Source organism: Methylopila turkensis, from assembly GCF_027922325.1.
GTDB classification, from domain to species: domain Bacteria; phylum Pseudomonadota; class Alphaproteobacteria; order Rhizobiales; family Methylopilaceae; genus Methylopila; species Methylopila turkensis.
The window spans coordinates 13,523-32,037 of sequence record NZ_BSFL01000004.1; the positions used below are offsets into that span (position 1 = coordinate 13,523).

At 71.7% G+C, this 18,515-nt stretch carries 19 protein-coding genes; 13 read left to right on the top strand and 6 right to left on the bottom strand.

The genetic code is table 11. The features are described from left to right. Positions 1-109: 109 nt before the first annotated feature. Positions 110-1,150, bottom strand: coding sequence for a PstS family phosphate ABC transporter substrate-binding protein (locus PKE78_RS16470; RefSeq protein WP_428981290.1), 1,041 nt, complete (start codon positions 1,148-1,150; stop codon positions 110-112). Between the two features lie 212 nt (positions 1,151-1,362). Continuing rightward, positions 1,363-2,676 (bottom strand): sensor histidine kinase, encoded by a 1,314-nt coding sequence (locus PKE78_RS16475; protein WP_271202023.1) that lies wholly within the window; start codon positions 2,674-2,676, stop codon positions 1,363-1,365. Between the two features lie 120 nt (positions 2,677-2,796). Between PKE78_RS16475 and ppk2 the strand changes: the two genes are divergently transcribed. Further along, a complete protein-coding gene (gene ppk2 / locus PKE78_RS16480; protein ID WP_271202024.1) occupies positions 2,797-3,768 on the top strand; it encodes a polyphosphate kinase 2 in 972 nt (323 codons plus the stop codon). Positions 3,769-3,779: 11 nt separating this feature from the next. Here the strand turns inward: ppk2 and PKE78_RS16485 are convergent, their stop codons facing one another. After that, the gene (locus PKE78_RS16485) at positions 3,780-5,663 is read right to left on the bottom strand and encodes a sigma-54-dependent Fis family transcriptional regulator (protein WP_271202025.1); all 1,884 of its coding nucleotides are present in this window, start codon (positions 5,661-5,663) and stop codon (positions 3,780-3,782) included. Positions 5,664-5,921: 258 nt separating this feature from the next. Here PKE78_RS16485 and adh point away from each other — a divergent pair, with 258 nt between their 5' ends. Then, a complete protein-coding gene (adh, locus tag PKE78_RS16490) occupies positions 5,922-7,442 on the top strand; it encodes an aldehyde dehydrogenase (RefSeq protein WP_271202026.1) in 1,521 nt (506 codons plus the stop codon). On the opposite strand, the gene PKE78_RS16495 is transcribed toward adh, so the two are convergent. Continuing rightward, positions 7,412-8,398, bottom strand: coding sequence for a LysR substrate-binding domain-containing protein (locus PKE78_RS16495; protein ID WP_271202027.1), 987 nt, complete (start codon positions 8,396-8,398; stop codon positions 7,412-7,414). The genes adh and PKE78_RS16495 overlap by 31 nt on opposite strands. Positions 8,399-8,497: 99 nt before the next feature. Between PKE78_RS16495 and PKE78_RS16500 the strand changes: the two genes are divergently transcribed. Together PKE78_RS16500 and PKE78_RS16505 are read left to right on the top strand one after the other, a co-directional pair. Further along, complete coding sequence (locus PKE78_RS16500) at positions 8,498-9,493, top strand: aldo/keto reductase (protein WP_271202028.1); 996 nt, start codon at positions 8,498-8,500, stop codon at positions 9,491-9,493. A gap of 77 nt (positions 9,494-9,570) precedes the next feature. After that, positions 9,571-9,957, top strand: coding sequence for a DUF779 domain-containing protein (locus PKE78_RS16505; protein WP_271202029.1), 387 nt, complete (start codon positions 9,571-9,573; stop codon positions 9,955-9,957). A gap of 7 nt (positions 9,958-9,964) precedes the next feature. Here the strand turns inward: PKE78_RS16505 and PKE78_RS16510 are convergent, their stop codons facing one another. Beyond that, a complete protein-coding gene (locus tag PKE78_RS16510) occupies positions 9,965-10,471 on the bottom strand; it encodes a Pycsar system effector family protein (protein WP_271202030.1) in 507 nt (168 codons plus the stop codon). A gap of 161 nt (positions 10,472-10,632) precedes the next feature. On the opposite strand from PKE78_RS16510, the gene PKE78_RS16515 reads away from it, so the two are divergent. The 6 genes from PKE78_RS16515 to olsA all read left to right on the top strand — a co-directional run bounded on the left by PKE78_RS16515 (position 10,633) and on the right by olsA (position 14,737). Continuing rightward, positions 10,633-11,424: an SDR family NAD(P)-dependent oxidoreductase gene (locus PKE78_RS16515; protein ID WP_271202031.1), complete on the top strand. Its 792-nt coding sequence runs from the start codon at positions 10,633-10,635 to the stop codon at positions 11,422-11,424. A 72-nt stretch (positions 11,425-11,496) separates the two neighbouring features. Beyond that, the gene (locus PKE78_RS16520) at positions 11,497-12,108 is read left to right on the top strand and encodes a malonic semialdehyde reductase (RefSeq protein WP_271202032.1); all 612 of its coding nucleotides are present in this window, start codon (positions 11,497-11,499) and stop codon (positions 12,106-12,108) included. Positions 12,109-12,118: 10 nt separating this feature from the next. Further along, a complete protein-coding gene (tsaB, locus tag PKE78_RS16525) occupies positions 12,119-12,802 on the top strand; it encodes a tRNA (adenosine(37)-N6)-threonylcarbamoyltransferase complex dimerization subunit type 1 TsaB (protein ID WP_271202033.1) in 684 nt (227 codons plus the stop codon). Between the two features lie 40 nt (positions 12,803-12,842). After that, positions 12,843-13,349, top strand: coding sequence for a GNAT family N-acetyltransferase (locus PKE78_RS16530; RefSeq protein ID WP_271202034.1), 507 nt, complete (start codon positions 12,843-12,845; stop codon positions 13,347-13,349). Between the two features lie 85 nt (positions 13,350-13,434). After that, entirely contained in the window at positions 13,435-13,866 is a 432-nt protein-coding gene (locus tag PKE78_RS16535) for a Fur family transcriptional regulator (RefSeq protein WP_428981286.1), read from the top strand. A gap of 1 nt (position 13,867) precedes the next feature. Further along, positions 13,868-14,737, top strand: coding sequence for a lyso-ornithine lipid O-acyltransferase (gene olsA / locus PKE78_RS16540; protein ID WP_271202035.1), 870 nt, complete (start codon positions 13,868-13,870; stop codon positions 14,735-14,737). A gap of 13 nt (positions 14,738-14,750) precedes the next feature. On the opposite strand, the gene tlpA is transcribed toward olsA, so the two are convergent. Beyond that, positions 14,751-15,398 (bottom strand): thiol:disulfide interchange protein TlpA, encoded by a 648-nt coding sequence (gene tlpA / locus PKE78_RS16545; RefSeq protein ID WP_271202036.1) that lies wholly within the window; start codon positions 15,396-15,398, stop codon positions 14,751-14,753. 57 nt (positions 15,399-15,455) lie between these two features. Between tlpA and argH the strand changes: the two genes are divergently transcribed. Genes argH through lysA form a run of 3 tightly spaced genes read left to right on the top strand, consistent with a single transcriptional unit; the run spans position 15,456 to position 18,435 of the window. Then, positions 15,456-16,877: an argininosuccinate lyase gene (argH, locus tag PKE78_RS16550; RefSeq protein ID WP_271202037.1), complete on the top strand. Its 1,422-nt coding sequence runs from the start codon at positions 15,456-15,458 to the stop codon at positions 16,875-16,877. Positions 16,878-16,928: 51 nt separating this feature from the next. Beyond that, complete coding sequence (lptM, locus tag PKE78_RS16555) at positions 16,929-17,126, top strand: LPS translocon maturation chaperone LptM (protein WP_271202038.1); 198 nt, start codon at positions 16,929-16,931, stop codon at positions 17,124-17,126. 34 nt (positions 17,127-17,160) lie between these two features. Next, complete coding sequence (gene lysA / locus PKE78_RS16560) at positions 17,161-18,435, top strand: diaminopimelate decarboxylase (protein ID WP_271202039.1); 1,275 nt, start codon at positions 17,161-17,163, stop codon at positions 18,433-18,435. Positions 18,436-18,515 lie beyond the last annotated feature (80 nt).

Here is an 18,515-nt window from a genome sequence, read left to right on the forward strand (position 1 = left end):
TGAGCGCTCCGCCCGCTCTGAGCCCGGACCGCGCCAGGCGGCGCCCGCCTGACAGGCGGACGGCGCCGCGGGCGTCGAGCCCGCGGCGCCGCGTCGTCATGTCAGCCGATCAGGAGGCCGGCGCGCCGATGGTGGCGAGGTTCTTGGCGGCGTTCTCGGCGCTCTGCGCCTCGCTCTCCGGGAGCGGCACGAGGCCCTTCTCGGAGAGATAGCCTTCCTCGCCCATCGCCTTATCGGAGGCGTATTCGGCGATGAACTCCTTGAGGCCCGGGATCACGCCCACGTGCTGCTTCTTGAAGTAGACGTAGAGCGGGCGGGAGACCTTGTAGGAGCCGTCGGCGATCGCTTCGAAGGTCGGGGCCTTGCCTTCGACCGAGGCGCCCTTGATCTGCGACGCGTTCTCTTCAAGGAACGAGTAGCCGAAGATGCCGACCGCCTTCGGGTTGGCCTCGAGCTTCTGGACGATGAGGTTGTCGTTCTCGCCGGCGTCGATGTAGGCGCCGTCCTCGCGGATGGTCTTCCAGGCCTTGTCGAAGGCTTTCGCGTCGGACTTCTTCAGCGCGGCGAGGCTTTCGACCTTCTCGGCGCCCTTCTCCATCACGAGTTCGAGGAAGGCGTCGCGGGTGCCCGAGGTCGGGGGCGGGCCGAGCACTTCGATCTTCTCGGCCGGCAGCGACGGGTCGATGTCGTTCCAGGCCTTGTAGGGGTTCGCGACCGGCTTGCCGTCCGGGCCCGGCACTTCCTTGGCGAGCGCCAGGAAGAGCTGCTGGCGGGTCAGCTTGAAGTCCGGACCTTTCTTGGAGTTCGCGACCACGATGCCGTCGAAGCCGACCTTCAGCTCGACGATCTCGGTGACGCCGTTCTTCTTGCAGTCTTCGAACTCGGACTTCTTGATCGCGCGCGAGGCGTTCGCGCCGTCCGGATGGCCGGCGCCGACGCCGGCGCAGAACAGCTTGAGGCCGCCGCCGGTGCCGGTCGACTCGACGACCGGGGTCTTGAACTGGCCGGACTTGCCGAACTGCTCGGCGGCCGCGGTGGTGAACGGATACACCGTCGACGACCCGACGATGCGGATCTGGTCGCGGGACTGGGCGCTGGCGGCGCCCGCGGCGAGCACGCCGGCGAACGCGAGCGCGATGGTGCTGGACATCGTGAAGAGCTTCACGCGGCCTCTCCTTTTGATCGTCATGATCGTCGTTAATGCGGTGTCGTCAAAGACGGCGTCGGAGGAACGATCCAGCCGTCCCGACCCGCGTCTTGCGCGGGTTCGGCCGGAACCTAGCCTCGCCTCATCTCGCTTCTATGACTCTTGCGTGACGGTTGGATGACAGGGCGAACACCTCAGAATTCCGGGCGCGCGAGTCAGCCGGCCAGCCGCGCGCCCTCCGGCGCCGGCTTCGGCGGGGCGGCGCCGTCGAGCGTGACGGTGAAGCGGGCGCCCTCGCCCAGACGGCTCTCGATCAGAAGCTGGCCGGCGTGCCGCGTCATGATGTGCTTGGCGAGCGCGAGCCCCAGCCCCGTGCCGCCGGCCTCGCGGCTCGCCTGCACGTCGCCGCGGTAGAAGCGCTCCGTCAGCCGAGGCAGGTCCTCCGGCGGGATGCCGGGACCGTAGTCTCGCACCACGATGCGCGCCGCCTGCGGCCCCTCGCCGCCTTCGACCGCGACGTCGACGCGCCCGCCGGAGCGGCCGTACTTGACCCCGTTCTCGACGAGGTTCTCCACCACGCGGATCAGCTCGTCGCGGTCGCCCAAAACCCAGACCGGCGTCTCGGGCAGCGCCACCGCGATCTCGACCCCGCGGTCGGCGGCGAGCGGCCCCAGCGCGTCCGCCACGTTGCGCGCGATCGGGCCGAGCTCGACCAGCGCGTCCGGCCGCACATGGGCTTTCAACTCGATGCGCGACAGCGACAGCAGGTCGTCGATCAGCCGCGACATCCGCGTGGCCTGAGAGCGCATGATCTCGAGGAACCGGTCGCGCGCCTTCTCGTCGTTCCGGGCGGGGCCCTGCAGCGTCTCGATGAAGCCGAGCAGCGAGGCGAGCGGCGTCCGGAGCTCGTGGCTGGCGTTCGCGACGAAGTCGACGCGGGTGCGCTCCGCCCGGCGCTGGGCGGTCAGGTCGCGCAGCGCGAGCACGATCGCGCGGGGCCCCTGCGGCCCGATCGCCGCCGGCGCCACATGGGCCTCGATCCAGCGCTCGACCGGCACCCGCTCGGAATAGCTGACGAGCGCCGGGCGGCCGAGCGATGCCGCCTCCTTCACGGCCGCCAGCACCTCGGGCACGCGCAGCGCGAACGACACCGGGTCGCCGACGCGGATGGTCGGCAGCGCTGCGCCGGCATGGGCGTTGAAGGCGAGCACGACGCCGCGCGGATCGAGCACCAGCGTCGGACCGGGCAGGCCCTGCAGCAGCAGGAGCGTCTGCGGCCCGACGATGACGTCGGCGGGGGCTGCGCGGCTCCGCGACGCCTCCGGCTGAGCCCGCCGGGCCGGCGCCACGATGGTCGCGAGCGCGACGAAGACGAAGGCGAGCAGCGCCTCGATCGGCCCGAGCCGCCGGGCGGCCGTGAAAGCCGCAAGCGCGGCCGCGACCGCGGCCAGGGTCCAGCCGGCCCGGCGCAGGCGCATGGCCGCGCGCGAGGGCGCGCGGTCGGGTCGGGGCGGGTCGGCGTCGGTCATGATGCTCCGGAGACAGAAGGGGTGAGGACGCGGGCGCCGGCGACGCTGGCCAAACCGGAAACAGACGCCACCTTCATGACGCCCCCGCGACGTCCGCGGCGCAGCAGGAGACGCGTTCCCGTGACGAAGAAAGCCAAGCCGAGCGCCCGCCGCAAGCCTCTCGTCGCGGCCGCGGAGATGGAAGGGGCCATCCTCGACAGCGTCGTTCCCGAAAGCATGGGCGATGCGCCGAAGGTGAAAATCTCCGGGATCGTGGTCGATCTCGACGAGCCGGAGCTGCCGCCTGAGATCGAGGACGCGGCGCTCGCGAGCGGCGGCTTCCCCTACGCCAAGAAGCTCAAGGCCGAAGAGTACGAGGAGCCGCTGGTCCGGCTCCAGATCGAGCTGCTCAAGCTGCAGGCCTGGGCGAAGCAGTCGGGGGAGCGCATCGTCGTGGTGTTCGAGGGCCGCGACAGCGCCGGCAAGGGCGGCGTCATCAAGCGCGTGACCGAGCACATGAACCCGCGCAGCGCCCATGTGATCGCGCTCGGAAAGCCGTCGCCGGACGAGGCCGGCCAATGGTATTTTCAGCGCTACATCAAACACATGCCGACAGCCGGCGACATCACCCTGTTCGACCGCTCCTGGTACAACCGCGCCGTGGTGGAGCCGGTGATGGGCTTCTGCACCGCGGAGCAGTCCGCGCGCTTCCTGGAGGAGGCGCCGCGGGTGGAGCGGCTGCTGGTCGACGACGGCGTGCGGCTGTTCAAGTTCTTCCTCACCATCGGCCGCGAGATGCAGATCAAGCGGCTGCACGACCGCCGGCACGACCCGCTCAAGCGCTGGAAGCTGTCGCCGATCGACTACGCCGGGCTGAGCCTGTGGGAGCCGTACTCCCACGCGATCGAGCAGATGCTGGCCGCGACCCACACCGCCGCAGCGCCCTGGACCGTGGTGCACGCGAACGACAAGCGCAGGCTCAGGCTCGCCTGCATCCGCCACCTGCTGCTCCACATCCCCTATCGCGGCCGCGACCTGAAGGCGATCGGCGGCAATGACGAGCGCATCGTGATGGACGCGCCGGCCTTCCTGCACGCCGGAGGCGAGAGCTAAGGTCTGAGCCCTCAGCGCCGGCGGGCGAGGCCGCGCCGGTAGAGCGTCGAGCGGCTGACGCCGAGCCGGCGCGCCGCCTCCGCCACGTTGCCGCCGGCCGCCGCGAGCGCGGCGTCGATCGCCGCCTGCCGGGCGGCGTCGAGCCCGCCCTCGGCCGGGGCCGAAGCCGGCGCCGCGACCGAACCGGCGTCGCGCGCCGCCGGCGGAAGCAGGTCGGGACCCACCGTCTCACCCGGCTCCGACAGCGCGATCATCGCCCGCATCGCGCCCACGATCTCGCGGTGGTTGCCGGGCCAGGCGAAGGCCGCCATGCGCTCGACCGTCTCGGGCGCGAGCCGGCGCCCGCCGGTCGGCAGCGTCGCCCAGAGCGCGGCGAGCGCGGCGCGGCGATCGGGCAGTTGGCGGAAGGCCGGCAGCTCGAAGGCGTATTGCGCGATCCGGTAATAGAGGTCGGCCCGGAACCGGCCGTCCGCGACCATCGCCGCGAGGTCCTGATGGGTCGCGGAGACGAGCCGCACGTCGATCGGGTGCGGCCGGGTCCCGCCGAGCGGCGTGACGGCCCGCTCCTGCAGCGCGCGCAGCAGGCGCGCCTGCAGCCCGAGCGGCATGTCCCCGATCTCGTCCAGCAGCAGCACGCCGCCGTCGGCCTCGCGCAGCAGGCCCTTGGACCCGGCCCGGCGCGCGCCGGTGAAGGCGCCCTCTTCGTAGCCGAACAGCTCCGCCTCGATCAGCGTCTCCGGCAGGGCGGCGCAGTTCACCGCGACGAACGCCCTGTCGGCCCGGCGGCTCAGCGCGTGGACCGCGCGCGCGAAAACCTCCTTGCCGGCGCCGGTCTCGCCGCGGATCAGCACCGGCACGTCGCCGTCGACCAGCCGCGCCGCGCGGGCGAGGTCGGCGCGGGTGACGGCGTCGAAGGCGGGGCCCTCCTCGGGCCGTGCGGGCTCCAGCGTCGCGGCGGGGGCCGGCTTCGGCGGCGCGTCGAGCGTGACCCCGCCGACTGGCTTCGGGCTCGGCCGCAGCCGCGCGTGCAGCTCGACGCCCTCGCGCGACCGCAGCCGGGAGACCTGGTCGAAGCGCTGCGGCGCGCCGTCGAACAGGTCGCGGAACGAGCGCGCGCCGAGCGCGTACCAGTCGATCCCGAGCAGCCGCAGCGCATGGCGGTTGGCGGCCACCAGCCGCGAGCCGCGGAACGCGAGCAGCCCCTCCTGCGCGGTGCCGAGCAGCGCCGGATCGGCGTGCAGGCGGATCACCTCGGCGTCGGCGAGGCTCTCCTCGAACATGCGCCGCTCGATCTGGTCGACGGCGAGGCGCGTGAGCTCCAGCGCGTGGGCCGGCGGCGCCGCGGCCGGGCCGGACAGGTCGATCGCCCCCAGCAGCGCTCCGTAGGGGTCGAAGATCGGGGTGGCCGCGCAGGTGAGGATGCGGTGCGGCTCGAAGTAATGCTCCGCACCGCGCACCTCGATCGAACGGCGCTCCAGCAGCGCGGCGCCGATGGCGTTGGTGCCGGTGGCGGCCTCGCTCCAGGCGACGCCCGGCCTGAGCGCGACGCCGGCGGCCTTGCCGGCGAAACCGGCGTCGCCGGCGGCGTCCAGCACCACGCCGGCGGCGTCGGTCAGGATCGCGATCGCGCCGCTGTCACGCGCCTCGCGCCTGAGCGCCGCGAGCTCCGGCCGGCTGGCGCGCAGCAGCCGCTCGTTGCGCTCGCGGTGCTCCTTGAGCCGCTCCATCGGCTCCGGCTCGATCAGGGGCCCGTGATGGCTGTCGAAGCCCCGCTCGGCGCAGCGCTGCCACGACTTGAGGATCGCGGGCGGCACGAGCCCGGACGGGGTGGCGCGGCGGCCGAAGAAGGCGTGGCGCGCGGCGAGCACGTCGGCGCGCGGAGCGTCGGACTCCATGGACGTCTGCTCTCCCTTGCGACGCAGGATGCGACAGGCGCCGCGTCCCGTTCTGTTGCTTTTCGCGACAGTTTTCCACAGGCGGCCGTAGCCCGTCCATCCCACCTTCGGGCGGCCCCAGCCTTCCGCGGGAATCCATGGCCCTGCTCAGGCGCTTGCCGCGACCGCGCTGGCGTGCTGCGGCGCAATGCAGGCGGGTGGCACGGTCCCTGCGTCAAGAGGGGCGGCGATAAGACCACCTCTTCAGGGAGAAACGACGTGAATAAGCCGGAACGCCTGGAAGCCTTCACCAAGCACCCGTTCAAGGAGCGCTACGACAACTTCATCGGCGGCCGCTTCGTCGCGCCCGTCGGCGGGCGCTACTTCGAGAACACCAGCCCGATCACGGGCGGGAAGATCTGCGAGATCGCCCGCTCGCAGAAGGAGGACGTCGAGCTCGCCCTCGACGCGGCCCACAAGGCCAAGGACGCCTGGGGCCGCACCTCGCCGGCCGAGCGCGCCTCGATGCTGCTCAAGATCGCCGACGTGATGGAGGAGAACCTCGACCTCATCGCGCTGGCCGAGACCTGGGACAACGGCAAGCCGATCCGCGAGACGACCGCGGCCGACATTCCGCTCGCCATCGACCACTGGCGCTACTTCGCGGGCTGCGTGCGCGCGCAGGAAGGCGCGCTGTCGGAGATCGACCACGACACCGTCGCCTACCACTTCCACGAGCCGCTCGGCGTCGTCGGCCAGATCATCCCGTGGAACTTCCCGATCCTGATGGCGGTGTGGAAGCTCGCGCCCGCGCTCGCCGCCGGCAACTGCGTGGTGCTGAAGCCGGCCGAGCAGACCCCCGCCTCCATCATGGTGGTGGCCGAGCTGATCGCCGACATCCTGCCGCCCGGCGTGCTGAACATCGTCAACGGCTTCGGTCTCGAGGCCGGCAAGCCGCTGGCCTCCTCCAACCGGATCGCCAAGATCGCCTTCACCGGCGAGACCACGACCGGCCGCCTGATCATGCAGTACGCCAGCCAGAACCTGATCCCGGTGACGCTGGAGCTCGGCGGCAAGTCGCCGAACATCTTCTTCTCCGACGTGACCGCCGAGGACGACGACTTCTTCGACAAGGCGATCGAGGGCTTCGTCATGTTCGCCCTCAACCAGGGCGAGGTCTGCACCTGCCCGAGCCGCGCGCTGGTGCATGAGAAGATCTACGACCGCTTCATCGAGCGCGCGATCCAGCGCGTGAACGCGATCAAGCTCGGCTCGCCGCTCGATCCCTCCACCATGGTGGGCGCGCAGGCCTCGTCGGAGCAGCTTGAGAAGATCCTGAGCTACATCGACATCGGCAAGCAGGAAGGCGCCGAGTTGCTGGCCGGCGGCGGCCGCAGCGAGCTCGGCGGCGACCTCGCCGGCGGCTACTACGTCAAGCCGACGGTGTTCAAGGGCCACAACAAGATGCGGATCTTCCAGGAGGAGATCTTCGGCCCGGTGCTCTCGGTCACGACCTTCAAGGACGACGACGAGGCGCTCTCGATCGCCAACGACACGCTCTACGGCCTCGGCGCCGGCGTCTGGACCCGCGACGGCACCCGCGCCTACCGCTTCGGCCGCGCGATCCAGGCCGGCCGCGTGTGGACGAACTGCTACCACGCCTACCCGGCCCACGCGGCCTTCGGCGGCTACAAGCAGTCCGGCATCGGCCGCGAGACCCACAAGATGATGCTCGACCACTACCAGCAGACCAAGAACATGCTGGTCAGCTACAACCCGAAGAAGCTCGGGTTCTTCTGATCCTCGACGCGCTCACGGCGGGATAAGGGAAAGGGCGGCTCCGGCCGCCCTTTTTCTATGCCCTCACCGCCCTTCACGAAGTCCACGAACGCCCGCAGCGGCGGGGGCATGTGGCGGCGGCCATGGTAATAGAGCTGCGGTCCGGAAAACTCCTGCCACCAGTCCTCGAGCACGGGCGCGAGCGCGCCGCTCGCGAACGGCGCGGCCAGCGCCTCTCCAAAATGCCCGACGATCCCGAGGCCCGCGACCGCCGCGGCGATCTGCAGCTCCAGGTTCGAGGCGACCAGCGGCCCCTCGGGCGGCACGAGAATGGGGCCTTCCTCGCTCTCGAACTCCCAGATCGCCAGCGCCTTGCTGCCGGGAAAGCGGTGTCCGATCCGGGCGTGCGCAAGCAGGTCGCGGGGATGGGACGGGATTCCGCGCGCCGCAAGATATGCGGGGGCCGCGCCGATCTCGAAACGCTGGCGGCGCGGACCGATCGGAACCGCGATCATGTCGAGCGCCAGCCTCTCCTCGTAGCGGACGCCGGCGTCGCAGCCTTGCGCGAGCACGTCGACGAAGCTGTCGTCGGCGATCACCTCCATCCGCACGCCCGGGCAGCGCTTCAGGAACGCGGCCGCGATCGGCGGCAGGATGTGGCTTGCGAAAATCGTCGGCACGTTGAGCCGCAACGTCCCGGTCGGGCGGGCGGGATCCCCGGGCGCGCCGTCGAGCGCGGCCGCGATTTCGACGAGAGCCGGACGAACCCGCTCCACGAGCCGGGCCCCGGCCTCGGTCAGCGTCACGCTGCGGGTGGTCCGGTTGAACAGGCGCGCGCCAAGCGCCTCTTCCAGCCGCCGGACGGCTTCGCTCAGGCTGGAAGCCGACGCCGCGCGGCTCTGGGCCGCCGCGCGGAAACCGCCGGCGTCCGCCACGGCGACCAGGCAGGCGGCGTCGTTCAGGTCGATCCGGGCCATCGTTCGAAATCCCGCACAGTCTGTCTGATGGAGACGGGATTATCGCACAGCTTCATCCGGTCCACATCGCGTCCGTCGCAACCGAACGGAGACGACCCGATGAAGACCCGCAAACTCGGAACCGCCGGACCGGAGGTCTCGGCGATCGGCCTCGGCTGCATGAGCATGTCCGGCGCCTACGGCCCCGCCGACCGGCGGGAGAGCGTCGCCACCGTCCACGCCGCGCTCGACGCCGGCGTCACCCTCCTCGACACCGGCGACTTCTACGGCATGGGGCACAACGAACTGCTGCTCGCCGAGGCCCTCCAGGGGCGGCCGCGCGACAGCTACCAGCTCAGCGTCAAGTTCGGCGCGTTGCGCGGTCCCGACGGGAGCATGCTTGGCTTCGACGGGCGGCCGGAGGCGGCGAAGACGTCTCTTGCCTATTCGCTGAACCGGCTTGGCGTCGATCATGTCGACATCTACCGCCCAGCCCGGCTCGACCCCGACGTACCGATCGAGGATACGATTGGCGCGATCGCCGACATGGTGAGGGCGGGCTATGTCCGCCATATCGGCCTCTCCGAGGTCGGGGCCGAAACGCTGCGGCGCGCCTCCCAGGTTCACCCCATCGCCGACGTCCAGCTGGAATACTCGCTGCTCTCGCGCGGGATCGAGGACAAGGTCCTGCCCGCGGCGCGCGAGCTCGGCGTCGCCGTGACGGCCTACGGCGTGCTGGCGCGCGGACTGATCAGCGGCCATTACGACCGGGCGAAGCTCGGGCAGGCGGGCGACTTCCGCGGCATGAGCCCACGCTTCCAGGGCGAGAACCTCGACCGCAACCTCGAGCTCGTCGAGGCCCTGCGCGCGGTCGCGGACGAGCGCGGCGCGAGCGTCGCGCAGATCGCGATCGCCTGGGCGCTGGCGCAGGGCGGCGACATCGTCCCGGTGATCGGCGCCCGCTCCCGCGACCGGCTCGCCGAAGCGCTGGGGGCCGGCGATCTCGCCCTGTCGGCGGACGACCTCGCGGCGATCGAGCGCGCCGTCCCTAGGGGCTCCGCCGCGGGCGAGCGCTATCCGGCCCAGCACATGGCGGCGCTCGACAGCGAGCGGTGACCCGCCGGAACGGCCGGGCGCGACACCTTCGCGCGCGGCCGCTCCCGCGCTATCTTCCCTCTCGGAGGAAACCGCCCATGACCCAAAACATCCCCACCCGCGTGGTCGCGACCGACGCCGCGCTCGCGCTGATCGCGACGCTTCAGGCCGAGCATGGCGAGGTGCTGTTCCACCAGTCCGGCGGCTGCTGCGACGGCTCCTCGCCCATGTGCTACGCGGTCGGGGACTACATGCTCTCCGACGCCGACGTGAAGCTCGGGGAGGTCGGCGGCGCGGGCTTCTACATGAGTCCGTCGCAGTTCGAGTACTGGCGGCACACGGCGCTCACCCTCGACGTGGTGCCCGGCCGCGGCGGCATGTTCAGCCTGGAGAACGGCCGCGAGGTGCGGTTCCACATCCGCTCGCGCATCTTCTCCGACGCCGAGGTCGCGGCGCTCGAGGCCGCGGAGGCGCAGGCGGCCTGAGCCGCCCTCAGCCCAGCACCACCAGCCCGCCATGGGCCGCGAGCGCCACGATCAGCGCACCGAAGGCGAGCGTGACGAAGCGGTATTTCAGCCGGCAGAGGGCGGCGAGGTTCTGGGCGTTGTCGGCGTAGCTCGCGGCGATCGCGGCGCGGTCGGCGGTCGCCGTGATGCGCTCGACCTCGGCGCGCGCCTGCGGCCAGGCGCCCCAGAACAGCGCCGCGCCCCCGCGGCGACGACGCGGCGTCACCACCGCGAGCGCGGCGGCGAGGGCCGTCAGCAGCGCCGCCACCAGCGCGAGCGACAGCAGCGAGGCGGCGGTGAGCTCCACCCCATGGCCGCGCCAGAAAAACAGCTTGCGCACGTCCGGCGACCACACCAGCAGGAAGACGATGATCGTCATGATGTAGGTCGCCTTCTGGTCGGCGACCTTGAGCTGGTCGTAGAAGACGTCGTTGATCTTCTGGAGATAGGCGAGGTCGGCTGCGGGCTCTTCGGCGGTCTGGTCGGGCGTCATGCGTCGGTCCGGAGGGGGCCGGGCGGCCCGGCGGGCGGGCGGGCCATGCGGCGGCGCACTCTTTACTGCAAAACGCGACGAACCACATCTCAGGACGACCGCAAGCCCTCAACGCCGCAGCGCCTCAATCCCCGCGCCCGGCCGATCCAAGGACCACGCCGATGCGCATCGACCTCACGGGCAAGACCGCCCTCGTCACCGGCTCCACGCTCGGCATCGGGCGGGCGATCGCGCTCGGCCTCGCCCGGACCGGCGCCACGGTGGTGGTGAACGGCCGCCGCCAGGAGGCGGTCGACACGGCCGTCGCCGCCATCCGCGCCGAGGTTCCGGACGCGAAGGTCGAGGGGATCGCCGCCGATCTCGGAACCGCCGAGGGCGTGGCGGAGCTGGTCGCGGCGCTGCCGTCCGTCGACGTGCTCGTCAACAATGTCGGCATCTTCAACCCGCAGGACTTCTTCAAGGTCCCGGACGAGGAGTGGTTCCGGTTCTACGAGGTCAACGTCATGTCCGGCGTCCGGCTGTCGCGCGCCTACGCGCCCGCAATGGCCGAGCGCGGCTGGGGCCGGATCGTGTTCATCTCGTCGGAGTCCGGGCTCAACATCCCGGTCGAGATGATCCACTACGGCATGACCAAGACCGCCCAGCTCGCCATCGCGCGCGGCCTCGCCAAGCGGCTCGCCGGCACGGGCGTCACGGTCAACTCGGTGCTGCCCGGCCCGACGTTGTCGGAGGGCGTCGCCGAAATGCTGAGGGACGAGGTCGCGAAGACCGGCCAGAGCCTCGAGGAGGCCGGGGCGGCGTTCGTGCGGGCGCATCGGCCGTCCTCGATCATCCAGCGCGCGGCCACCGTCGAGGAGGTCGCCAACATGGTGGTCTACGTCTGCTCGAAGGAGGCCTCGGCCACCACGGGCGCCGCGCTGCGCGTCGACGGCGGCACGGTCGACACGATCTGAGGCCTTAAGGGCTGGCGCGGCGGGGGGGCGGCTCTGCTATGAGGGGGAGATTGCTCCACCCCAGACCGCAGGATGGCAACCGTGTCCGGACCCCACCGCCCCCCGCTCGACGACGACGCGCTCGACACGCTGTTCCGCACGGCCCGGACCCACAACAGCTTCCGGGCCGAGCCGGTCTCGGAGGTGACGCTGCGGGCGCTGTTCGAGCTGCTCAAGATGGGCCCGACCAGCGCGAACGGCCTGCCGGGCCGCTTCGTGTTCGTCACCTCGGAGGAGGGCAAGGCCAAGCTGCTGCCGACGCTGTCGGCGAGCAACCGCGACAAGACCGCGGCCGCCCCTGTGACCGCGATCGTGGCCTACGACCTGCGCTGGATCGACCATCTGCCGCGCTTCTTCCCGCACGCGAACGCGAAGGCCTGGTACGAGGGCGACGACGCCGCGATCGAAAGCGCCGCCCTGCTCAACGGCAGCCTCATGGGCGCCTATCTGATGCTCGCCGCCCGGGCGCTCGGCCTCGACATCGGCGCGATGGCCGGGTTCGACCGCAAGGCGGTGGACGAGGCCTTCTTCGCCGGCACGACCTGGCGCTCGAACTTCCTCGTCAACATCGGCTACGGCGACGGCGAGAAGCTGTTCGAGCGCCTGCCGCGGCCGGAGTTCGATGAGTTCTGCCGGATCGTCTGACGGTCCCGCCATGCGCGTCCTCGCGATCGACACCGCCCTCGGCGCGGCGTCGGCCGCCGTCGTCGAGACCGGCGACGGGGCCGCGCCGGCGCTCGTGTTCTCGAAGGATATGGCGCGCGGCCACGCCGAGGCGCTGATGCCGCTGGTGGCGCAGGCGCTCGAAAGCGCCGGCGGGCTCAGCGCGATCGACCGCATCGCGGTGACGGTCGGGCCCGGCAGCTTCACCGGGCTCAGGGTCGGCCTCGCCTGCGCGCGGGCGCTCGCGCTCGCAGGCGCGACGCCGATCGTCGGCGTCTCGACGCTGGAGGCGCTGGCGGCGCCGTCGTTCGGGCGCGGGGCCGCGGTCGCGGCGGCGATCGACGCGCGCCATGGCCGGGTGTTCGCTCAAGGCTTCGACGCCGCCGGCGCGCCGCTCGCGGCGCCGGCGCTGCTGCCGGCGGAGGCGTTCGCCCGCGCGCTGCCCGAGAACGCGCTGGTGGTCGGCTCCGGCGCGGACGCCGTGATCGCGGCCGCGGGCGACCGCCCGCTGCGAAAGGCTGACGGGCCGCACCACGCGCCGAACGTGATCGTTGTCGCGCGGCGCGGCGCGGCGTGCGATCCTGACGATGCGCCGCCGCGGCCGCTCTACCTGAAGGCCGCGGACGCGCATCCCCAGACGGGCGGACGCATCGCGCGCCGCCTTGACGAGAGCTGAAGAAGGCGGAGCGGACGCCGCTCCGTAAGGCCTGCGCGCGATGTACTGGTATCTGTTCTGGCCCTGGAACGTGTGGGCGCCCCGCGAGCGGATCTGGGCCTGCGAACCGGCCGACGCGGGCCTCGCCGACGAACTCGCCGCGATCCACGCCTCCTGCTTCGCCCGCGGCTGGAGCGTGCAGGAGATGGACCAGCTTCTGAGCGACGACGCCGTGGTCGCCTGCGCGCTCAACATGGAAGGCCGCGGCCGGCCGGTGGGCTTCGCCGCGTCCCGGATCGCCGCGGACGAGGCCGAGGTGCTGTCGGTCGCGATCCGCCCGCGCTTCCGCCAGGGCGGCGGCGGCTCCGCCCTGTTCGGGCGCCACCTCGGGCGGCTCGCGGCCAGGGGCGTGCGGCGCGTGGTGCTGGAGGTCGACGAGGACAACGCCCCCGCCATCGCGCTCTACGCCCGCTTCGGCTTCGTGCAGGTCGGCAAGCGCAAGGCCTATTACGCGCGGGCGGACGGCGGCCGGGGGTCGGCGAAGGTGCTGGCGCTCGAGATGCGCTGAGCCGGCCGCGGATCGTTTACGGCCGGGCGGCGCGCTCCTATAAGCGGTCGGACACCGTCGCGCCGCGACCGGAGATTTCGGGAACGTGACAGACCTCAAGGCCGAACCGCTCGAACGCCTGTGCGCCGCCAAGGGCATGCGCATGACTGAGCAGCGCCGCGTCATCGCGCGCGTCGTCGAGAGCGCGGACGACCATCCCGACGTGGAGGAGCTCTACCGGCGCGCGGCGGCGGTCGATCCCCGCATATCGATCTCGACCGTCTACCGCACGGTGAAGCTGTTCGAGGACGCCGGCGTCATCGCCCGCGTCGACTTCCGCGACGGCCGCTCGCGCTACGAACCGGCGTCGGACGAGCATCACGATCATCTGATCGACCTGCGCTCGGGCAAGGTCATCGAGTTCCGGGACGAGGAGATCGAACGGCTGCAGGCCGAGATCGCGCGGCGGCTCGGCTACCGGCTGGTGGATCACCGGCTGGAGCTCTACGTCGTCCCGCTCGACGATCGCGAGAACTGACTTGGCGCTGAAAGCCATGCGGGCGGCGGCGAGCGTGGCGGCGCTGGCCGGGGCGGCCGCCGTCGGCGTTCCGGCGCAGCTCCTCGCGTTGAAGGCCGGCCTCGGCGACGGCGGCGCGATTCCGATGCTGTTTCACCGCTACGCGCTGCGGGTGATTGGCGTCCGCCGGCGCGTCGTCGGACGCCCCGCCGACGCCCGGCCGCTGCTGATCACCGCGAACCACGCCTCCTGGCTCGACATCGTGGTGCTGGGGGCCATAGCGCCGGTGTCGTTCGTGGCGAAATCCGAGATCGCGGACTGGCCGCTGTTCGGCCTGTTCTCGAAGCTGCAGCGCTCGATTTTCGTCGACCGCTCGCGCCGCACCGCGACCCGCGCGGTGAGCCGCGAGATGGCGGAGCGGATGACGTCGGGCCATCCGGTGGTGCTGTTCGGCGAGGGCACCTCCAGCGACGGCAACCGGGTGCTGCCGTTCCGTTCGGCCCTGCTCGGGGCCGCCGGCAAGGCGATCGCGGAGGGCGGCGCCGAGGCGGTCTACGTGCAGCCGGTCTCGATCGCCTACACCCACCGCAACGGTCTGCCGCTCGGGCTGCGGACGCGGCCGGCGGTCGCCTGGTACGGCGACATCGAGATCCTGCCGCACATGTGGTCGATCCTGCGCGACGGCGCGATCGACGTGACCGTGACCTTCGGCGAGCCGATCCGGGTCGACGGCGCCGCGGACCGCAAGGCGGTGGCGCGCCAGGCCGAGCGCGAGGTCCGCCGCATGACGGCGGAGGCGCTCAGAGGCGGAGCGCGCGAGATCGCGACGCCGGAGCCCGCGCCCGAGGACCCGGACGTGACGCTTGCGACCCAGCCGTCGCCCTCGGCTTGAAGGACGGGCTCGCCTACTCCGCCAGCGCTGCGTCGATCAGCTTCAGCGCGTCGGGGCTCGCCCATTCCGCCGGCCCCGGCAGATAGGCGATCTCGCAGCCCGCCTCGTCGATCAGCAGCGTGGTCGGCAGACCGGCGCCGCGGCCGACCGCGCGCAGGTCGCGGAACGCCTTGTTGGTGGGGTCGGCGTAGAAGGCCAGCCGTTCGACCCCGGTCTCCTTCAGGAAGGCCTTCGGCTTGTCGGCCGAACCGAGGTCCATCGATACCGCCACCACGTCGAAACGGTCGCCGCCGCGCACGCCCTTCAGCTCGTCGAGCGCGGGCATCTCCTTCCGGCAGGGCGCGCACCAGGTGGCCCAGAGGTTGAGCAGCACGACCTTGCCCCGGAAGCGGTCGAGCCCGACCTCGGCGCCGTCGGCGTCCCGGAAGGCGAGCGCCGGCAGGGGGCGCGGCCGGTCCGGCGTGACCACCGCGGCGACCTCGCCGGTCGCCGCCTGCTTCAGCGCGCGAAGCGTCGCGGGCGAGGCCGCGCAGGCGGCTTCAGCCTTGTCGCCGCCGCCGATCCCGTATAGGGCGAGCGCGGCGACGCCCGTGAGCGCCAGCACGCCGGGAACGCCGAAGCGGAGCCAGGATCGGCGCGGAGCGGGCGACGGTTCGGACATGCTTCTCGACCTTGCAGGACGCCGCGACGGGCGCGGCCTTGGGATTGGACCGACGGAATGAGCAATTCGATGTGGGGCGGGCGCTTCGCCGAAGGGCCCGACGCGTTGCTTGAGGCCATCAACGCCTCGATCGATTTCGACCGCCGCTTCTACGCCCAGGACATCCGCGGGTCCAAGGTCCACATCGCCATGCTCGCCGCCACCGGCATCGTGGCGAAGGAGGACGCCGCGGCGATCTTCAAGGGGTTGAACGACATCCTGGTCGAGATCGAGTCGGGAAACTTCACCTTCTCGCGAGCGCTCGAAGACATCCATCTCAATATCGAGAGCCGGCTCGCCGAGCTGATCGGTCCCGTGGCGGGGCGGCTGCACACCGCACGCTCGCGCAACGACCAGGTCGCGACCGACTTCAAGATGTTCGTGCGCGACGCCCTCGACGGCATCGACGTCAGCCTGCTCGCGCTGCAGCACGTGCTGGTGGAGAAGGCCGGGGAGCACGCCCGCACGGTGATGCCTGGCTTCACGCATCTACAAAGCGCCCAGCCCGTCATCCTGGGGCACCACCTGCTCGCCTATGTCGAGATGATCTCCCGCGACCGCGGCCGGCTCGCCGACGCCCGCAAGCGGCTCAACGAGTGCCCGCTGGGCGCCGCCGCGCTCGCCGGCACCTCGTTCCCGATCGACCGCTACATGACGGCTCGCGGGCTCGGCTTCGACCGCCCGACCGCGAACTCGATCGACAGCGTCTCCGACCGCGACTTCGTGCTGGAGACGCTCGCCTTCGCCTCGATCTGCGCGGGACACCTGTCCCGCTTCGCGGAGGAGATCGTGCTGTGGTCGACGCCGCAGTTCGGCTTCGCCCGGCTGTCCGACCGGTTCTCGACCGGCTCCTCGATCATGCCGCAGAAGCGGAATCCGGACGCCGCGGAGCTGGTGCGCGGCAAGACCGGGCGCGTGATCGGCGCCTTCGTCGCGCTGATGACCGTCATGAAGGGCCTTCCGCTCGCCTATTCCAAGGACATGCAGGAGGACAAGGAAGGCCTGTTCGACGCGCTTGACACGCTCGACCTCTGCGTCGCCGCCATGACCGGCATGGTGCAGGACATGACGTTCGACGAGAAGGCGATGCGCCAGGCGGCGAACTCCGGCTACGCCACCGCGACCGACCTCGCCGACTGGCTGGTGCGGGTGCTCGGCATGCCGTTCCGCGAGGCGCACCACGTGACCGGGCGGATCGTCGCCGTGGCGGCCGAGAAGGCGCTGCCGCTCGAGAGGCTGCCGCTCGCCGACATGCAGGCGGTCGAGCCGCGCATCACCGACGAGGTTTTCGGGGTGCTCGGCGTCAACAAGTCGGTCTCGAGCCGCAACAGCTACGGCGGCACCTCGCCGCGCCAGGTCGCCGGCCAGATCTCGCGCTGGCGGAAGAGGCTTGCCAAGGAGGCCGCCGCCCTCGACAACAGCGCGACGCCCGACGCCTGAGACATCGACCGGGCCGCGGCGCCCGCGCCAGAGCTTGAGGAAACCGCATCCGTGCCGAGCCCGATCCGCGCCGCCGCCATCGCCGCCACGCTCGTCCTGGCGGTCGGCCTCTCCGCCTGCGGCCGTCGCGGCCCGCTGGAGCCGCCGCCAGACGCGCCCACGACCACGGTGACCAAGGCGGACGGCACGACCGAGAAGAAGGTGGTGAAGCCCAACCGCCCCTTCGTCCTCGACGGCCTGCTGAACTGAGCTTGAGCGCCGCCTTCGCGGCGGCGGAGTCCCGATGCACCATTTCGCCTACGCCGACGGCGCGCTCCACGCCGAGGACGTGTCCCTCGCCGAGATCGCGGCCGAGGTCGGCACGCCGGTCTACGTCTATTCGACCGCGACGCTGACGCGCCATGTCCGGGTGTTCTCCTCAGCCTTCGCCGGCGTGGACCACCTCGTCTGCTACGCGCTGAAGGCGAACTCCAACCAGGCGGTGCTGACCACGCTGGCGCGGCTCGGCGTCGGCATGGACGTGGTGTCCGGCGGCGAGCTGCATCGCGCGCTGAAGGCCGGCGTGCCGGGCGAGCGCATCACCTTCTCCGGCGTCGGCAAGACGGGCGCGGAGCTCGCGGCCGGGATCGAGGCCGGCATCCTCGCCTTCAACGTGGAGAGCGAGCCGGAGCTCAGGCTGCTGTCGCAGGTGGCGGCCGACAAGGGCGCGACCGCCCACATCGCGCTGCGCGTCAACCCGGACGTCGACGCCAAGAGCCACGCCAAGATCTCCACCGGGTCGTCCGAGACCAAGTTCGGCGTGCCGATCGCCGACGCGCGCCGGGTCTACGCCGAGGCGGCGACGCTGCCGGGCCTTAAGGTGGCCGGCGTCGACATGCACATCGGCAGCCAGATCACCGAGCTGGACCCGTTCGACAGCGCGATCACCCGGCTCGTGTCCTTCGTGGGCGAGCTGCGCGCCGACGGCCACGCCATCGACCATGTGGACCTCGGCGGCGGGCTCGGCATCCCGTATCGCGACGACAACGAGCCCCCGCCCCACCCCGACGCCTACGCCGCGGTGGTGAAGCGCCTCACCGCCGATCTCAAGGCCAAGCTGGTGTTCGAGCCCGGCCGTCTGATCGTTGGCAACGCCGGGATCCTGCTCACCCGCGTGATCTACGTGAAGGAGGGCGCCGCCAAGACCTTCGTGATCGTCGACGCCGGCATGAACGACCTGATCCGGCCGACGCTCTACGACGCCCATCACGAGATCCGGCCGGTGGCGGAAGCCGGCGCGGACGCGCCGCGCCTGAGGGCCGACGTGGTGGGGCCGGTGTGCGAGACCGGCGACTACCTCGCGCTCGACCGCGACATGCCGGCGCCCGCGGCGGGCGACCTGCTGGCGGTGATGTCGGCGGGCGCCTATGGCGCGGTGCAGGCGACCACCTACAACAGCCGCCCGCTGGTTCCGGAGGTGCTGGTCGACGGCTCCCGCTACGCCGTGGTGCGCCCCCGGCCGAGCCTCGACGACCTCGTCGCGCTCGACCGCGTCCCGGACTGGCTCACGGCCGAGTGACGCGGCGCGACCTGCGGAGGCTGGCCAAGCCGGCGCCGCGTGGTAGTCTCATGCTCTGACGCGCGAAAGGCGGGGGCCTG

Coding starts and splice junctions, on each gene's coding strand:
- PKE78_RS16470 (WP_428981290.1), bottom strand. CDS start 1,150: ATGTCCAGCACCATCGCGCTCGCGTTCGCCGGCGTGCTCGCCGCGGGC.
- PKE78_RS16475 (WP_271202023.1), bottom strand. CDS start 2,676: ATGACCGACGCCGACCCGCCCCGACCCGACCGCGCGCCCTCGCGCGCG.
- PKE78_RS16485 (WP_271202025.1), bottom strand. CDS start 5,663: ATGGAGTCCGACGCTCCGCGCGCCGACGTGCTCGCCGCGCGCCACGCC.
- PKE78_RS16495 (WP_271202027.1), bottom strand. CDS start 8,398: ATGGCCCGGATCGACCTGAACGACGCCGCCTGCCTGGTCGCCGTGGCG.
- PKE78_RS16500 (WP_271202028.1), top strand. CDS start 8,498: ATGAAGACCCGCAAACTCGGAACCGCCGGACCGGAGGTCTCGGCGATC.
- PKE78_RS16505 (WP_271202029.1), top strand. CDS start 9,571: ATGACCCAAAACATCCCCACCCGCGTGGTCGCGACCGACGCCGCGCTC.
- PKE78_RS16510 (WP_271202030.1), bottom strand. CDS start 10,471: ATGACGCCCGACCAGACCGCCGAAGAGCCCGCAGCCGACCTCGCCTAT.
- PKE78_RS16515 (WP_271202031.1), top strand. CDS start 10,633: ATGCGCATCGACCTCACGGGCAAGACCGCCCTCGTCACCGGCTCCACG.
- PKE78_RS16520 (WP_271202032.1), top strand. CDS start 11,497: ATGGCAACCGTGTCCGGACCCCACCGCCCCCCGCTCGACGACGACGCG.
- tsaB (WP_271202033.1), top strand. CDS start 12,119: ATGCGCGTCCTCGCGATCGACACCGCCCTCGGCGCGGCGTCGGCCGCC.
- PKE78_RS16530 (WP_271202034.1), top strand. CDS start 12,843: ATGTACTGGTATCTGTTCTGGCCCTGGAACGTGTGGGCGCCCCGCGAG.
- tlpA (WP_271202036.1), bottom strand. CDS start 15,398: ATGTCCGAACCGTCGCCCGCTCCGCGCCGATCCTGGCTCCGCTTCGGC.
- argH (WP_271202037.1), top strand. CDS start 15,456: ATGAGCAATTCGATGTGGGGCGGGCGCTTCGCCGAAGGGCCCGACGCG.
- lysA (WP_271202039.1), top strand. CDS start 17,161: ATGCACCATTTCGCCTACGCCGACGGCGCGCTCCACGCCGAGGACGTG.